Annotated in this window: 8 protein-coding genes; all 8 read right to left on the bottom strand. The window is 43.6% G+C overall.

Annotated elements, in window-relative coordinates; genetic code table 11:
- Positions 1-172 precede the first annotated feature (172 nt).
- Positions 173-6,316 (bottom strand): Ig-like domain-containing protein, encoded by a 6,144-nt coding sequence (locus A8709_RS09365; protein ID WP_065852094.1) that lies wholly within the window; start codon positions 6,314-6,316, stop codon positions 173-175.
- A gap of 124 nt (positions 6,317-6,440) precedes the next feature.
- Complete coding sequence (locus tag A8709_RS09360) at positions 6,441-8,528, bottom strand: DUF5054 domain-containing protein (RefSeq protein WP_065852093.1); 2,088 nt, start codon at positions 8,526-8,528, stop codon at positions 6,441-6,443.
- Positions 8,529-8,570: 42 nt separating this feature from the next.
- A complete protein-coding gene (locus A8709_RS09355) occupies positions 8,571-10,844 on the bottom strand; it encodes a glycosyl hydrolase family 95 catalytic domain-containing protein (protein ID WP_065852092.1) in 2,274 nt (757 codons plus the stop codon).
- Positions 10,845-10,970: 126 nt separating this feature from the next.
- Positions 10,971-12,392, bottom strand: coding sequence for a response regulator transcription factor (locus A8709_RS09350; RefSeq protein WP_065852091.1), 1,422 nt, complete (start codon positions 12,390-12,392; stop codon positions 10,971-10,973).
- On the bottom strand, positions 12,373-14,154 hold the full coding sequence (locus A8709_RS09345; RefSeq protein ID WP_065852090.1) for a sensor histidine kinase: 1,782 nt from the start codon (positions 14,152-14,154) through the stop codon (positions 12,373-12,375). The genes A8709_RS09350 and A8709_RS09345 overlap by 20 nt, the downstream gene beginning before the upstream one ends.
- An 84-nt stretch (positions 14,155-14,238) precedes the next feature.
- Positions 14,239-15,888, bottom strand: coding sequence for an extracellular solute-binding protein (locus A8709_RS09340; RefSeq protein WP_065852089.1), 1,650 nt, complete (start codon positions 15,886-15,888; stop codon positions 14,239-14,241).
- Positions 15,889-15,951: 63 nt separating this feature from the next.
- Positions 15,952-16,827: a carbohydrate ABC transporter permease gene (locus tag A8709_RS09335; RefSeq protein ID WP_065852088.1), complete on the bottom strand. Its 876-nt coding sequence runs from the start codon at positions 16,825-16,827 to the stop codon at positions 15,952-15,954.
- Positions 16,827-17,789, bottom strand: a complete 963-nt coding sequence (locus A8709_RS09330; protein WP_065852087.1) for an ABC transporter permease — start codon at positions 17,787-17,789, stop codon at positions 16,827-16,829. The genes A8709_RS09335 and A8709_RS09330 overlap by 1 nt, the downstream gene beginning before the upstream one ends.
- Positions 17,790-17,976: the final 187 nt, after the last annotated feature.

The following is a 17,976-nucleotide window of genomic DNA, read 5'->3' as shown; positions in this document are numbered from 1 at the left end:
ATGATTAAATTATGGCGACTATCTATCCTAGTTTCAATATAAACCAACATGTCCCTCGGTCGTATGAACAATGATTAGGCGGAGATATGGTGAATTGTTAGATCCAGATACTAGACGTAAACAAAGCCCTTCAGCGAACATCAGCTGAAAGGCTTTGTTAATTACATCAGGATTACTGTACGTACGTTGGAGCTTGATTGTCGCTTACTTGATTACCACTAAGAGTGACTGAAGGTGAGGAAAAAAGGAGTATGCCACATGCTTCATCGCTGCCGTTGTAATAGTTCTGCGATACGGTATTGTTGCTGATGGTTCCTGCACCTGCAACATTTAAAAACACAATGCCATTCTGCGCAATGTCCGAAGTTGGGCCATGTCCTGTTACAGTATTGCTTGTAACTGTACCTGTAATGTTACCCAGTACGAAAATACCGTTCTTCTGATAATCCGTAATGGTGGAATTCGTTACGACAACCGTTACTGCGGTTGTCCCCGTGTTATTGGCAAAAATTCCGTATCCGTATTGCATGCCCGGATTTAAAGTGTCATTAACACCTTTTACCGTCACATGGTCGATGGTTGCACTTGCGCGATCGATACCAATTCCAGAGATGCCATCAGGATAATTCATATCTCCTTTATTACGTCCATCAATTGTCATGTCTTGCAGTTTCACATTCACACCTGGTGAAACATACACGATTGGACGAATAGGAGCATCATACTGATTAACGAACCCTGTAAATCCATGAATTGCCGTATCTGGCGCTTGAATCGTGGCTCCATTACCTATAATCGTCAGGCTCTTAGTAATGTTCAACTGCTCCGTATACACGCCGCCAGAAAGCACGATCGTATCTCCATTCTGCGCGCTATCAATTGCCGACTGTATGGATTGCCCAGAAGGAATCGCTGAGACAAACGTAGGCTGATGTATTTCCGCGATTACATCTCCTGGAATGACTTTATCTACATATTGGAAAAAACCTTGTTTCGCTCCGGCAGGTGTGATTGTAAACGGAGGATAATCATGTACGTTGATGGTACTGCCCTGTACACTGTTGATCCGCATGCCGTAGCCAGATTGATCCCCCAATTTTGTTTGCAGCCAAAGTCCATTCAAAGAATTGTCGTTTGGCAAATTGCCATCAATCGTCAATGTGTTGGCGGGCGCTCCGTTTGCCACTGTTCCATTAGCAAGAGCTCCGTTATACGTGCTCGTTGTACCTGTAACCTTCACATTCACATCTGGCTTCCCTTGCAATGCAAAGCCCGGCGCTTGAATACTGCCTGCGCCATAAACGTACCCTTTCAGAATGGCGCCGCTCATCTTGTCTTTACGAATCATGGCTACCCGACCCGCAAATTGTACCCCATCCACCTCACGAACCGTTGTGTCGTTACTCAGGTAGATCGTGTCGATATAACTGCCAACATCAACGACAGCAACCTGGGTCATCGGATCCTGATCCGCAGTTTTCTTCCAAGTCACATTGTTGATGAGCGGCTGCTGATTACTTCTCCATGTTTCGTATACCGCACCGAATTCCGTCGTGTCGTTCGGATTCACAAGCTGTCTGCGTTGGAAATGCCAGCCTGGGAATGAATCCTTCAACGCAGCTTTATTATACGTCCACCGCAACGTTGGAATTCGGGAGAAGATGAGCTCATCGCCACTAATTCCATTCATGTAAGCACGTAACGAAGTTCCACTTGTTTTACCTTTCCAGGTGAAGTTGAAGTCGTTATTGCCATCGGCCGTCTGCGGGGATTTCATAGTGGCCCTACCATCCGGTAAACCTTCGGTATGACCCATTCTTGTCATATACGTATTCACATCCGCATCAGGTTGAGCAGTCAGATTCAGTGAAGTTGTCATATCCGTGTCTTCATCTTCTGCAGCTCTCATAAAGATCTGATGTGCTTCTCCACCCTTTAATCGGCTCAAGTCAAGCGTATAAGAACGGTTGCCATCCATATTGACCATCATGATCATTCTGCGTTTCGTGTCTACATTGTCCGTCACAGGGCCAAGCTCAGAAGCCTCTACCAACTGAATGGCTTTGCCATTTTGGTCGCCAGGATCGTAAGCGAGCATAGAAGCGCGTGTACTCATCCCGGAGGAAGCAATGTAATTGGCAGTGCTGGACCACGCCCAAGGCACGTTATGCATAGGAGCTGTCATTTGAAGATAACGATTAGCGACTGCATCATGCGGATAACCAGTATCCGGAATGACTTCCATTCCACTGCCAAAAAGATTTAGATTCAAATAGTCGGCATGTTGATGTCCACCTGTCGTATACGGTCCGCCTAGCCCATTCTGCGGAAATGTCAATCCTGCGTATGTGGCATCATTCGTATCGCCTTGCACGAGTGAGAACTGACCATAATTGTAAAGCTCAATATTCTTAATGTTTTCCGGCAATATGGGATCTTCAACCGACTTCAGCGCCGGATCCTGGTTCCATGTATCATTAATCGCTACAGGAGAACCGTCGGGAAGCTTCATTTGCTGATTGATCGTCAACCCTTTCGTATACAAAGGATAACGTGAACCTAAATTAAAAGCTGGTTCGAACTGTAGTTGATACTTGTTGTCCACATAACCAGCAGGATCCTTAAAGTTCTGTTGCAACATATCAAATGCACCTGTAAACAACTGTATCACTTGATCGTTGTAGGAGACCGTCGCCTCGTTCCAAAAGCCATCGGCGTAAACCTCTCGGTTGGATAGAAGCGAATCCACCCATGGCATGAAAAGTCTGATCATATCAGGGTCATTCAACACAGCTGCCGTTCCAAATACGGCACGAACGCCATAGGGGGCAATGTTATCATAGCCGCCAATACCTGGGCTGTAATAGTTAAACATATTCATTACGGCTGTGCGGAACCACCCTTCAACGAAAGCTCGCACATCCGTTCCCACGTATAGAGACTCCTGGACATTATTCCATTCAGGTGACGCGTATAAAATATCGTAAGCATATACGGCATCCACGGGAACGCACGCTGACTTAAAGAAAAAATTCTCTCCGCCTGTTAACGGAACATCTGGATACCATTTGGCTTCCTCTGTCAAAATAATAATCGCTTTATGTGCATAGGTCGCAGTTCCTGTTTTTGTGTAAAGTATTGCAAGCCTTCTTGCCATGGCCTCATAACTTCCGCGAACATCCAGAGCCGTCCGCGTATGGGCATCCGCCTTCGCCGCAGCTTGCAGCTCAGTGTCGGACATAGCCATGATTGGGGCTACTTGCTGCAGAAGTGTCGCATCCGACTCATTGGGAACTCCACCAAATCCGTACATATTACCAGGATTGGTAATTGGATGTTGTACGTCCGCGCTGCTATAATGCCCCATGACATCTTGCCAATTCTGTTTCTCCTCAAATCGCGGATCGTTGAACCAAGCGGTTCCTGGACCTGAGAATACCAACTGAACCCTTACACTGTCAGCGTCGGCCGGTGCCGTGAAATGATATAAAATCCTCCCTCCAAAAGCATTTTTGTCGGACACCAATGCAGGTGTCTCTTCCTCGACATCTAAATTGTCCACCTGCAGCTTTTCGCCGTTTTTCATAGAAGTAAGTACTGCTTTAATAACGGAAGTGGAGCTGCTTAATCCTTCTCCTCTCATGAATGAGCTAAAAGAGTAGCGTTTGCCAGGCGTGACTGGGAATTCTTTCGCGTACGATCCCAGGGTTCCGGTAGGTCCGCTGATCGTCATGGAAGCGATTGAATCGACGCTCTCGGATGCGTCCTCAGCAAATACAGGCAGACCAGTATAAGTCCATGCCGCCCATCCTTGCACCGTTTGTCCTGTAACGACAGGTGAGCTTAGGGGACTGATTATGCCCACCTTCATGTAGGCAACATAAGTTTTGTTGGAAGTGTTACTACTATTCTTATATTGAATTAATCTGTTTTGGGTAATCCCTACCCAGTTGCCCAAATCCAAATTGTTTACGTACAGTTTCCCGTTAATCCAGACACTGTAACGATGCTTGGGACTGTCTAAGTCAACAACAATATCGTACCATTGATTCGCTGCATAATTGTCAAGCACGTTACCTTGATAATCCTTAATTTTGCCGTCCGCATCGAAAAAAAGAAGCGTATCCCAAGCGGCAGTGCCTGTCGGCGGCGTCACACTCTTCATTTCAAAAATACTTCGTTTAGAATTCGTATTATTGAATTTCATGCGAGTGCGAATGCTAAAATGATCCGTTTTGTTAAGACCGCTTTTAAATGTGCCTAAATCCCCTGTGATCGCTTCCAATTGAAATACATTTGAATCACCATCATTGATAATTCCAGCGCTTGTCGCTCCAGATGTTGTTGCAACCGTGCCTAAAAATAGGGAATCGATCGTTGTTACGTTACTGCTTACCGGCGGTACGAAGGTGTTAAAATCAAGATCCAGATAGTTGCGACTAGCATTTACCGGCTGAATTGCAGCGCTCAAGGTTATGTCAAGTGTAGCGGTAACTGAAGGATTGTCGACAGACGCTACAGTAATCGTCGTCGTTCCTGCCGCCACCCCTGTTATGACTCCCTGATTGTCCACCGTTGCAACACTCGTATTGCTGGAACTCCAGTTGAAGTTGGTCTGTGAGGTATTGGATGGATTTTTGACAAGCGTCAAAGCCTTCGTTTGATTCGCATAGAAGTTTCCGCTTAACGGCTGAATCGATAGTGATGTCAAAGGGACCGGATCGATAATTGTGCCCACCTTCATATAGGCAACATAAGTTTTGTTGGAAGTGTTGCTACTATTTTTGTATTGAATGATTCTATTTTGGGTAATACCAATCCAGTTGCCCAGATCCAGATTATATACTTTCAATTTCCCGTTAATCCATACACTATAACGATGCTTGGGACTGTCTAAGTCAATATCAATATCATACCATTGATCCGCAGCATAATTGTCAAGCACGTTACCTTGATAATCCTTAATTTTGCCATCTGCATCGAAAAAAAGGAGCGTATCCCATGCGGCAGTGCCTGTCGGTGGCGTCACACTCTTCATTTCAAAAATACTCCGTTTGGAATTCGTATTATTGAATTGCAAGCGAGTACGGATGCCCGTATGATCCGTTTTGTTAAGACCACTTTTAAATGAGCCTAAATCTGCCGTAACTGCTTCGAATTGGAACACATTCGTGTTATTTGTATTGATAATTCCAGCACTAGTTGCTCCAGACGTTGTTGTAACCGTACCCAGAAACTTGGAATCAAACGTTGTTACGTTGTTACTTACTGGCGGTAAGAAGGTGTTAAAATCAAGATCCAGGTAGTTAGCGTTGAAATTTATCGGTTGAAGTGCAGGGCTCAAGGTCAAGTCAAGTGTAGCGGTAACTGAAGGATTGTCAGCGGACGTTACAGTAATCGTCGTCATTCCTGCCGCTACCCCTGTAACGACTCCCTGACTGTCCACCGTTGCAACACTCGTATTGCTGGAGCTCCAATTGATATTGGTTTCCGTTGTATTAGATGGATTCTTAACAAGTGTCAAAGCTTTCGTTTGATTCGCATAGAACTCTCCGCTTAACGGTTGAATTGCGAGCGATGCCAATGGCACAGGATCGGTAATTGTACCAGCTTTAAAGCTTGCGACCGTTACCATGCTAGGCGTTTGTGCCGTATTCTTATACTGGATAATTTTACTTTGCGTTACACCGACCCAAGAGGTCGTCGCACTATTCAGGTCGAGATTGTCAATGACGATCGAACCGTTGATCCAAACGCTGTACCGATGGTTAGGCGTATCGACATCGTAAATGATGTCATACCATTGATCCGCTGCATAAGTGCCAAGCACGTTTAATTTATAATCCTTTATTTTCCCATCGCTATCAAAAATGAGCAAATTGAGCCATGAAGGTGATCCTGTCGGCGGGTTCATGCTTTTCATTTCGAAAAGGCTTCGCTTCGAATTCGTATTATTAAATTTCACGCGGGTTTGGATACCGAAGCGATCCGTTTTTTGGATGGCGCTTTTAAATGTACTAATGTCAATGGTATCCGCTTCTAAATAAAAGGATCTTAAACCATTTGCATCCGTCACAAGTCCTGCTGCATTTTGACCTGATGTGGGTGTTACTGTTCCCAAAAGCTTCGCTTCCACCGTATAAGTGCCATTAGTAACCGTTGGCGTAGTCACGTTAAAATCAACATTAGTATAATTGCCAGATACAGTTACAGGTGGTCTGCCCCCTGCTGCCGAAGCTGTACCAGCAATAGGCACAACTGTTGCAAACATTAGCAACGAAGCAATAAATAGCATTACGTATTTCCTTAATCTCATAAATAATCCCTCCTGTCATAGATTATGAAACCGCTTACCTTTTAAGTAAACCAAAATTGCCCATAACGAAGTATGGACAATTGTTAGATATATCTATGGAGAATATTAAGTAGATAAGCTGGCATTAGTGACTAGATCTGATAACTAATCGAAACCGGAATTTCATGTCCTCTTCAAACCACATTCGGAAATTAGTTCCCCACACGTTATTATGTAAATTGAAGTGAAACCCACCATCGAGAGGCGCAAAGGAATTGTCGAATTGCAGTAGCCTTCTTTCACCTGGACATACAACAGGCGCATCCATCGACTCAATCGAGAAACTTCCATCGGCGCCTTCATAGAAGACCCCTTTGCCTACAGCATGCATATTCCTGTTACCGTTTTTCACAACATGTAACGGCGAAATCTGGGTCCCCAGCTTATCCATCGTCCACCTGTTGGGATTATTTACAGCAGGTATGAATGAGAACCAACTTGCTTCTGGCAAGCGGCAGGCCGTTTTATCCATCCAAGTCAATTCTGCATCGATCGTAGCATCATTGCGATGAAATGTATATACAATCGCGAGCTGTTGAGGAGCTCCATAATGACTGCAAGCCTCGGGTTGCATCTCTAATTGCGCGTATACTTTATCGGCAGTAGGCAATCTCCCTATACGCAGACTTCTTAGTATTGGCTTATACAGCTTATGCGCTGGTTGAGGCTCTGCAAATTCAAATCCAGGCTTGCCGTGGTCAGGATATGCCCAAAAATAATGTTCTTTCATGTTAATGGTATATTCATTCATATAGCGATCGTAATTTTCTTTTCCGAACGTTTCATAGCGGAAGACACCGAGTCTATATTCATCATTGGCCCATACCTTCTTATTCGTATCAACGAGTTGATTAATCGAACCATCCGTAGCGAAGCTTACACGAAATTGTCCTACTTCATAGCAACGATTCGCTTTTAGGTGCTTAATATTCTCCACCGCATCAAAATGTGACCAGTTATCTGGATGCATGCTGTCTAACGCTTTTCTCGCTTCGATTTGCAAATCCAACCTTAGTGCTGATATCGCTTGATCCAGGTACTCGCGCTGTTCCTGCCATGAACTTTCAAAGTACGTATAGCTGCGTTCATTGTGAGCCTGTCCTTTTGCGAACGCCAATTGACGATTTGATTTCTCTACCCTAGACATAACCTGATCGGCAGCTCTTGCCGCCTTGAAATTCGCTGAAGCGTAGTTGTCGTAATCGCCTAAATACTTTTTCTCATCCAAGCCCCAGGTATGCTCTGGAATCAACATCAAACGATTGCAAAACCTTCCGTAGCTTTCACTTTGCGGATCCAGCGAACCCGAAGCTACCCACTGATCTCTTAATCGAAGCAGCTCCCGATAATGCGCTACTTTCATCGGATCTGATGCAGTGCCTTGAATCCAACTATCTCCGATTTCTTCACAGACAACAGGAAGCGAATCTTTGAATGGCATTAGTCTCTCAGCAAAATGATCAAGTGTCGATGCTGCAATTTCCGCTTCTGGGTATTCAGATTGCAATTGGATGTAGAGCTTCTCTATTTCTTCCAGAGAAGAAGGGCCGCAATTATCACCGGTATGGGCAAAATAGAGCGCGTCTTCCAGACCTTCCACTTTTAATGTTTGACCATAATCTGAGGCGTAGTTTACGATCAATTCGGAGCCGTCACTTGCTCTCCAAACAAATACTTCCGGCACACAAGGTGGTTTGCTTGAAGGATTAACACCTATATGTAAATAACGAATACCATATTTAGCTAAAATAGGCACCATAGCGATCGTATGTCCAGGGACATCTGTCATTTTCGCAGCTATGGTATGCTTTTCAAACTTTTGATCCAGCTTTTTGGAAATCGATAAGCCGTACTCCAACAAATTTTTATCCATTAGCTCTGTATGTGTCGTAAATGGCAGGCCATGCCAAGCGATATCTCCTCTTACAATGGCCTGCTCCATGCGAACCCTTTTTTCTTCAGAAGCCGTTTGCAAGTATTCCTCAATTAACCAGGAGCCCACCGTCCATATAAATTTGGAACGACCGCCTTCTATGACCATCTTCTCCGATAATTCCAGCGCCTGCGGAATAAACACATTCATATATTTATCAACTACGTTAGCAGCTAAGTCAGTGAAACCAATATCCAAATGTGTTTTGAATATCACATGTAGTCTTTTAACATTTTTCATAAGATAAGTCTCCTCTATTCGTAAAAATATTCTATTAATGCTTTACTCCCCTTGAGCCGCTTCCGGCAAGATTGTGACCGATTCGCCCTTCAGCAACTGAATCTGATAAGTACCGTCTGCTGACACCGTTATCGGCATTTGTTTGTTTTCTTTTTCCAAGATCAACCACTCGGTTCCAAACACGTTCTGTACACGCACAACAGCATCCTTCTCAGCTTCCAGTCGAATGAATTGCAGCTTGCCCTTGCCCCATTCTGCTGATACCAAGCTCCCTAGTCCCCCTCTTAACCGCTCAAACTTGATGTTCTCCCTCTTCCACTCCGCAGGAACAGCAGGGAAAACCCGAATGACTCCATCATAATTCTGCAGCAGCATTTCCTGTAAAGCGTCCGCAGCAGCCATATTGGATTCGAGCGTAAATGGACGATAGTGCCATGCGGTAATACCACGTTTGCGATAATCACCATTCAAGTGAAATCCGTTTACCGAGCAGAGATTTTCCCATAGCAGCTTCAATTGGTACAACGCAGCCTCGCCATTGCCTTGACGCGCATATAGATTCGCCATCCAAGCAAAAGAAAAACCGACCCAGAGTCCCTTGCCTAACTCTTCAAGATTTCTAATCGTACTGTCGATGATCAGTTTCTCTCTTTCTGATCGGTGGTAGCTCAGTAGATTAAGCGGATAAATCGCCATGGCATGTGACAAATGACGATGGCTTTCTTTCAACGATTCATCTGGGCTCAACATCAGGACATTGTTTTCGTTCACTGCCAGGTCAGGCAGCTGCCCGCGAATACGGCACCAACGCTCCGCCTCTCCCTCCTTGTCCAATAACAACGCCATTGTATGCAAGGTTTCAAAGAAATAGTGCAACAACGCCAAATCGTTGTTACTGTTCGGAGTCAGCCAAGCTTCCAGCGTATCATCGTGAATTTCCGGTGAGCTTGACAGGGGAAGGCGCAATTTACCGTCTGTTCCTGGCGTTAGCCAGCGAAGGAGACATGCAGCGGTTTCACTGAAATAAACATAAGCCCTCTGCTCCAGGAATATATGGTCACCCGTGTATTTCCAATAGTGGTCAAAAGCTTGACATAGCCAAACCTGATTGATCAAATTTGTGCAGTACATCGCCCATCCGCCGATGGATTTGCCTTCCATACTCATGACGGAAGGTAAACAAATACCTGGCGCATCGAAAAATGACTCGGCAAATTGCTTAGCAGCAGGCCGAAGCTCCCACAGGAAATCCAGAAAGCTTTCACCTTCCTCCAGATGGTTCGCTTTTAAGTAATGCCAGTAGCTGAGCTGCGTATTCAAATCGTTATGATAATCGCCTTTCCATGGCGGGAGACGCCCCTCATCGGCAGTCCAAACTCCTTGGAGAGGCATAGGTGGAGACCCTTTGCGCGAGCATGACCCCAAGAAGTAATTCGTCAAATACCATTGATTTTCCGTTTCCTGATCAGGAAGCGTGATAGAGCTCTTCGCCCAGAATGATTCCCACCACTTACTGTGACTCTCTACAATCGCTTCCCATCCGGTCCGTAACGCTCGAGATATGTCTTGCTTCGCTTGAATCAACCAATCTGCTCCATCTTTATTGGTCACGATTTTATATGCGAGTTCCAACTGATCGCTGTTCACCATTTTGCTACCCACAACGATGGCGAACTCAAGTAATTCACACGTTTTTTGACGATAAATGATCCATCCGTCTTCTTCGAGTACCTTTGGGTCCGGATATTGCAATAATGCCAAACTGTCCCACGCCACATTCTCTTCTCCATCCGGAGCCGAGTAGGATGGCGGAACAATAGATACAAACGGCAATTCGGCATTTCCCGATACCCGTACATAGCCAATCCCATCTTTTGCATGCAGGATAGCCCTAACGAGGCATTCTGAATCACCAAATTGAAGCTTGGATTCGCCAATGGCAGTCGATAGATTTAAACGAAAATCCATCCGATCTGCTTTCCTACCCCAGGTGAGCTCAATTCTGCCGGCAGGAATTTTCGTCGGCGTTACCGTAAACCGATTGAACTGGTATCTCTTCCGGATCGCATCCATATCTTTCCGCTTCACCAGCTCGATTAAATTAGCGTACGTATAATCTTCAGCTAACGCCTCTGGCGCAAGTCTGTTATCCCACAAATCTCCGCGGTCCAAACTCAGCTTGAGCGGATGACCATTGCCCCACATCAAACAGCCTGTCAATCCGTTTCCGAGAGGCAGCGCTTCGTCCCAGCGACCGATCTCCCCAGTAATCAACAAATCATGTTGCTTTGTCGGCATTTTTAATAAATGTGTCATATTGGTACTCCTTCTTAATAGTTGAAAGCGTTTTATTATATATAAAAAATAAACGACTTCTCCATTTTTAGGTATGGATAGTCGTTAGGTTCAGATATGGATAACCGTTAGGTCTGATACTTTTCATCATTGATAATGATTGGAACGGAACTGTGTCGGCGTCAGATTAAATGACTTTTTAAATATTTTGGCAAAGTAAAAATAATCACTATATCCCACCTTCTCCGCCACTTCACTGACAGTGAGCTCCGTTTCTTTCAAGAGCAGACATGCCCGATCTAGCCTTATTTGCAGCAAATATTTCGTGAAAGTCGTTTGCAGTTGCTTCTGAAACAGTTGACTCACATAGTTAGGATTAAAACTAAACTGCTCTGCAAGATGGTGAATCGTTAAATTTTCATAGTATCGTTCCTTGATCCAGTTCACAAATTTGGAGGTAGTCTCACGGGAATCCACTGTGTCAGGACGGGAAGAGCTTTCCCATTCCAGCTTTTGCACAATCAACGATTTAATCGATGCAAGCATGGCTTCAACAGTTGGATACATCTCCATAAGCGCTTCATAAGAGTGCAGATATGGCTCTTCATCCTCATCATACTGATAGACAAACGACATCATCGCGTTATAGAATCGATAAGCATCTCTAATCGTAAGCTTCCGTAGCGCCGCCTTATGCTGTATGTCATCCAAACAAATGGAAATCTCCGGCATATTCTTTAATCGGATCGCCTCATACAGCTTCATAATCAGCTCTTGTAAAGAAGCATCGGAGTTGGCTGATGGCAGCATCTCCCCATTTCGCCCAGTTAGGAAGGGGTCGCAGGATTGCTCCGTTGCAGTTTGAATTGCATCAGCCAAGTCATTCACATTCGTGAAAGGTTTGGAAACCCCTATCCCCTTCGAACCATTTGGCAATTGAGATACGAAATGATCCAACGAATCCACTGACATGACATAAGCAGAAGTAAATTTGCCTGTGCGGATCTGAACAACGTTCGTATGATGTGCTCCCGACGTCAGTCGTTTATCTTCACTGCGAATGATCACAACGCAAAGTTTAGTGTCTTCGTTCATCATTAACCCAGATCTGCTTAAAATTCGGACGATTTCTTCATTCGCTTCGGATGTTCGGCTGAGAACCAATCCCATCAACTGCGATGCATCCGCTTCTTTTCTATTTTTCCACCGTTTAATCGCCGCTACCAATACAGGGCTTATCTCTTCTTCATCAAATGATTTGAGAATATATCCTTCAGCCCCAAGGTGCAGAGCTTTCTGAGCGTAGGCAAATTCGGAATGTCCGCTAATAATAATGAATTGGTTTTCCAGGCCAGCTTTGCGGACTTTCTCGATCAACTCCAACCCATCCATACCAGGCATGCGTATATCGGTGAAAACAAGATCAGGTTTTTTTTCTATGATTTCACGCAATCCATCGTTGCCATTGTAAGCTTCACCAATCACAGTCATGCCATAGTGCGACCAGTCAATTTTAGCCTTAATACTCTGCAGCGTCCAATACTCGTCGTCAACTAAAAATACGTTCATCTCTCACACTCTCCTGAGGCAATGTTAGTAGAACTTTGGTGCCTTCGTGCTCCGTACTGTGTATCGTTATACCGTACTCAAAGCCGTACTCAACCTTTAGTCGTTGATTAACATTCGAAATCCCAATTCGTTGCTTGTTGCCCACCAACATCCCGCTTAATTCCTCATCCGATCCAATGTTTAATCGTTGTTTCAGCTCGTGCAATCGTTCTGTACGAATGCCTACGCCATCGTCTTTAATAAGAATTTCTACGTCGCCATATGGGTTTCGTTTAGCCTCAATCCATAAATTACCCTTCGTCGATTTCATCTCAATGCCATGAAAGATCGCATTCTCGACGATCGGCTGCAAAATCATTTTTTTCACAGGAAATGAAAGCAATTGTTCCGGAATATCATAGTGAACGTCAAATCGATTTTGAAAACGAACAAGTTGTATGGAGATGTAATGCTTCACAATCCGTAATTCTTCGCTTAAACTTACCGTCTCTTCCCCTTTAATGCTGTACCGGAAAATTTGGCTTAAAGCCGCTGTCATCCGTTGTATTTCATGAACACCTTTAACTGAGGCAATACCTTGTATGCATTCTAACGTATTATATAGAAAGTGCGGGTTGATCTGGCTATTTAAATAGGCAAGCTCCGCCTGCTTTTTCAAAAGTTCTAACTCATAGATGCGTGAATTGGTTTGAAGCACATGCTGGGTCAGTTCATTCTTTTCATTCATTAATTGATTGAATTTAGTCGCCATTAGACCAATTTCGGCGTAACCTTCCAGTTGCAGATTTTCCTGATCCTTCAGTATATCTTCATTTTTACTTTTGATATTATTTACATACTTCACAAATGTTTTAATAGGCTGCATAATATTGTTTCCGATCGCCAAATACGTGCCATACATGAGAATAATCATAATTCCGACAAGCACGGCGGTAATAAGACGTAGCTGCCCCATCCCTCTATACAGTTCTGAATTCGGAATTACGCTTACTAGTTTGAATCCAAAATCAGGAATATCTTTCGTACGAACGACCGAATTATGTACCGATATATCTTCCCATTTCTTGCCGATACCCAATTGATTATTGCTAGAAATGACAACATCGTCCGTATCAAGCACATAGTACATACCAGCCGTTCTATTCGACTCAATCTGCGGTATAATCGTTTGAGTATCCAACAGAATAAATAGATGTCCGATCTCCAGACCATATCCCAAACCGGAATTGACGCCTCGAATTGGAAGTTCTGCAACCACATAATTAGCCGTACTCTGCTTAAAATAAAGGTTGTTGATGCCACGAAATGCAACTTGATTGGGCTTATCGGAAACGCGATTGATGATAGCTTGAAAAGCTGCGCGTGTAGAAGGATCATACCCCACGTTGTAATCGTTTCCAAATTTCCCGATAAGCACAAAGTCAACAATACTTCGATTTAATGGTTTCACATTTTCTAATGTGGACACCATACTCTGATTCAGCAGAAATCGATTCGTAGGATCTTCTTCCATCAAGTATCGTTGTACCAAGTCATTATACGCTGTCGAAGTCATAATTCGGTTTACAGCATTAAAATTATTTTCTATGGTTTTGCTGACATTAACCAATAGTTCGTTTAAATATTCGTCATTTCTTGCCGAAATCGTTTCCGACATCTGCCAGTAGCTAAATGCTTGCGTCAACATAATAAATACAGTCGAAACTAGGATTAAGATCATCAATTGCGTCTTAATTCCCCACTTCTTAAATGCCCGGTACATACTTCCACCCCCAGACCAAGTATACCAAGATTCAAGAAACGAATAAACCTATGCCCATCGCTTGATGGGCATAGGTTAACTGAATTATTTAATACCTTGTTTTGCAGCAATATCGTTGACTTCTGTAATTGCGTCATTAATCACTTTCTGATCAAACTGAGCGATCTGTTCTTGCCACATTTTTACAGGATCATCTTTGCCAAGTACAACTTTGATCAGTGCTTCTCCCCATTTAAGTGTTCCTACTTTAGCTTTTAAAGGTGAATTAATACCTTCCACGGCAAAGTTGATTGGAATCGGTTTTGCATTTTTAAGTAAATCGTCGTACATTTGGGATGACATATCGACAAACTTCGCAGGAATGTTTAATTTCCTTACATCTTTCGAACCATTAATTCCCAGGCTTACTCCGTTCAAGTAAAAGAACGCACCAGTACTTTTGTATGCAATTTTTTGCAGTGGAACAATTTGATTGTTCTCTTTCTTGAAATCCGTACCTTCAATGCCATAGTTGAACAATTCTTTCCCTTTCTCAGACAAGTTATACTCATTTAGTCTCAAGATAGCATCCAACTTAGCGTCATCGACACTCGTGTTTACATAATTGATATTAAAGAAAGAACCTCCGTAGAAGCGGTAGAGATTGTTGTCCGGAGCAGTCCAACCAGGCAGGATTGCGATTGAATCTTCCATCGGTTTATCATGCGGGAATTTATCCCATTTATCTTTAAGTCCTTTTAGAGAGCCTTCGGAGATTTGTATATTTAGAGCACCTACCATTCCTTGAGCGAACTTATCGCCGCCTTCACCGACTTTGAGAAGAGCAAAGTCTTTATCCAGTGCGCCTTCCGCATACAGCTTACGGTATTTCGTCACATAATCGCCCATGCCTTTGGAAGCCCACGAGTACATCCATTTACCATCTTCTTGCATCCATCCACCAAGGTTCGGAACGGCACTGCCTAATTTTATCGTTGTCGTCAGAACATCAAGAAAGTTTGTCGTGAGTCCAATCGTATCATTCTTGGCGTTGCCGTCCGGGTCTTTCTCGGCAAATGCCTTGAACATAGCCAGATATTCATCAAACGTTTTAGGTGTCTTGATCCCTAACTTATCCATCCAATCCTTACGAACCACATATCCGCGATCAAGCGCCCACTCATCCGGCGAAAACTTCGAAAGACGAGGAAGTCCGTAAAATTTCCCATTCACTTTCGTTGCCTGAACTTCAGGTGAATTCATAAGTTTGTTTAAGTTCGGATATTTGCTATACAGTTTCTCAGGAATTTCTCTGACTAGCCCTTGCTGAATCCATTGGGATGCAGTAGGCCCATTAGTTAGTTCATAGGTCAACAAATCTGGCAATTGTCCAGAAGCCGCCCAAAGCTTAACCTTTTCGTTAACACTATCAGCGCTAAAGCCCTGTGGCTTTAATGTAATGTTTACTGCTTTTTGAACCTGCTGAAGCATCGCATCTTTATCTGCTTCCGCCAAGGCTTTGTCAACATCGATCGAACCAAACGTGATGTCATAGTGCTTATCTGATGAAAGGGTTGGTGCTGCCGTTGAAGCATTAGTTGCTGGTGAAGCGCTTACTGAAGCTGTTGCACTTGGCGATGATGCAGCATCTTTATCGCTTCCGTTCCCACAAGCAGCTAATAGGGAAGCTGATAACGTCATGACAGATGCGGTCGTTACAATCTTAAGGAGTGATTTCTTTTGTGTCTCTTTCATTTGAAAATCCCCTTCCATTTCTCATATTATATTTTAAGACATACGTCTCAAAAACAAAAGTGTTTACTCCTTAACGGAGCCAATCATAACGCCGGCAGTAAAATACTTCTGAAGCCACGGATATACGAGTAAAATCGGTAAGGTCGTTACAACCACCATTGCCATTTTTAAGCCATTGGTATAAATGGCTGCATGATCGGAAATTTCCGTAGCAGCTAGGTCAGAGTTAGCGAGTACACTAGCACTTGCAAGCATTTCTCTTAAGTACAGTTGCAGTGGAAACTTGGATGAATCCTTTAAATAAATCATGGCATTATACCATTCATTCCAGCGCTCGACCGAGTAAAATAAACATATTGTAGCAAGCGTAGGCATGGAGATCGGAAGCACAATACGAGATAATATCTGAATATCATTTGCGCCATCAATTTTGGCTGATTCCTCGAGAGCATCCGGAATCGTTCTAAAATAACTCATCATGATGATGAGATAATACGTATTCACCGCAATTGGTATGATCATAGCGAGTAAACTGTTCAAGAGACCGTAATTCTTCATCGTCAAGTATGTCGGAATAAGCCCGCCGTGAAAAAGCATTTGGAATATAACCAAACCTATGAACAGCTTTTGACCGGGCATATGCTTCTTCGTTAAGGCATAGGCACCGCAAGTTGTAATGATCATATTAATTAGCATACCCACAATCGTAACAAAGGAAGAAATGCGAATGGCCGACCAAATTGCTTTATTTTCAAATATGACCTTGAATGAAGTAAAGTTAATTGTTGTTGGAATTAGATAGATCGGTTGCTTTGCAATCGCCGCCGGCGTGGCAAGCGACTGCAGCACCACATTATAGAAGGGAACAATCATAATCAGCGCTGCCACAATCAATATGGCATGAATCCCATAATCAACTACATTAAGTTTGTGCCGCATTAGAATAACCCCCCGTGTCCTCTAGATTTCACAATATAGTGGGCAATTAACAGCATTGCAGCATTGACTCCCGACTTAAATACCCCAACTGCAGTGGTAAACCCAAAATCAAGTCCTAGGAAGAATGTCGCACGGTAAATATAAGTATCAAGCACTTCCGAACTTTCCCGTACAGCTGCATTATCCATATTGTAAATTTGATCAAAGCCTGCTCCGCCCATAATATTACCAAGCGCCAGAATGAGAAGGATAAGCACCGTACCTTGCAGCGCCGGCCATGTAATCGCCTTCATACGATGCCAGCGATTCGCGCCGTCTATACTTGCTGCTTCATACAATTCAGGATTTATTCCAGCCATTGTAGCGAGATATAGAATCGTCCCCCAGCCCATTTCCTTCCATATGTTCGATCCGAATAGGAATCCTTTGAATTTACCTACATCTAGTAACCATTGCTGCTTATCCAGCCCGATGGCTTGGAAAATCTGGTTCAATACCCCCATATCGCTTAAGAAATTCATCATGATGCCTGAAATAATAACCCATGACAGGAAATGAGGGAATGTGTAGACGGTTTGGTAGAATCGTTTCAGCTTCTTCGATACCACTTCATTAATCAACAGTGCCATGATGATGGGTACTGGAAATTCGAAAATCAATCTTCCGAAAGCGATTATAAATGTGTTTTTTAAAACTTTCATAAACTCAGGCAACCGGAACATTTCTTGAAAGTTATCTAGTCCAGTCCATGGGCTCCCGGTTATTCCGCCCTTAAAGCTATAATGCTTAAAAGCCAATATGACCCCGTACATGGGAACATATTGAACTAGTATAAAATACAACATGGCTGGGAGCACAAGGATATACAAATACCTAGCATCCCACAATCGCTTCCGCAATCCGCTCGAAGCCTTCCTAACCACAGCTTCTTCCTTCGGAACCTCCACTGATATCGCTTTCATATCGGCATCTCTCCATCTCTTTATCTTTAATTTGATTATAAGAGATCAGATTAATTCGCTGTATGGCATAGAAACAGATGAAATATGGAGAGAAATTAGATGTTTAGGCAGATAGCCCTACTAACTTATCCATTCAAAAAAGACATCAACCTGTTAGGGAAGATGTCCTCTTATTCATTGTTGGATG

Source organism: Paenibacillus pectinilyticus (genome assembly GCF_001700435.1).
Taxonomy (GTDB): Bacteria; Bacillota; Bacilli; order Paenibacillales; family NBRC-103111; genus Paenibacillus_E; species Paenibacillus_E pectinilyticus.
Note: the sequence above shows the minus strand (reverse complement) of the source record. Positions and strands in the feature narration are given on the sequence as shown.

What these genes read in the sequence shown, in the direction of transcription:
- A8709_RS09365 (WP_065852094.1), bottom strand. Translation starts at nt 6,316, where the DNA reads ATGAGATTAAGGAAATACGTAATGCTATTTATTGCTTCGTTGCTAATG.
- A8709_RS09360 (WP_065852093.1), bottom strand. Translation starts at nt 8,528, where the DNA reads ATGAAAAATGTTAAAAGACTACATGTGATATTCAAAACACATTTGGAT.
- A8709_RS09355 (WP_065852092.1), bottom strand. Translation starts at nt 10,844, where the DNA reads ATGACACATTTATTAAAAATGCCGACAAAGCAACATGATTTGTTGATT.
- A8709_RS09350 (WP_065852091.1), bottom strand. Translation starts at nt 12,392, where the DNA reads ATGAACGTATTTTTAGTTGACGACGAGTATTGGACGCTGCAGAGTATT.
- A8709_RS09345 (WP_065852090.1), bottom strand. Translation starts at nt 14,154, where the DNA reads ATGTACCGGGCATTTAAGAAGTGGGGAATTAAGACGCAATTGATGATC.
- A8709_RS09340 (WP_065852089.1), bottom strand. Translation starts at nt 15,888, where the DNA reads ATGAAAGAGACACAAAAGAAATCACTCCTTAAGATTGTAACGACCGCA.
- A8709_RS09335 (WP_065852088.1), bottom strand. Translation starts at nt 16,827, where the DNA reads ATGCGGCACAAACTTAATGTAGTTGATTATGGGATTCATGCCATATTG.
- A8709_RS09330 (WP_065852087.1), bottom strand. Translation starts at nt 17,789, where the DNA reads ATGAAAGCGATATCAGTGGAGGTTCCGAAGGAAGAAGCTGTGGTTAGG.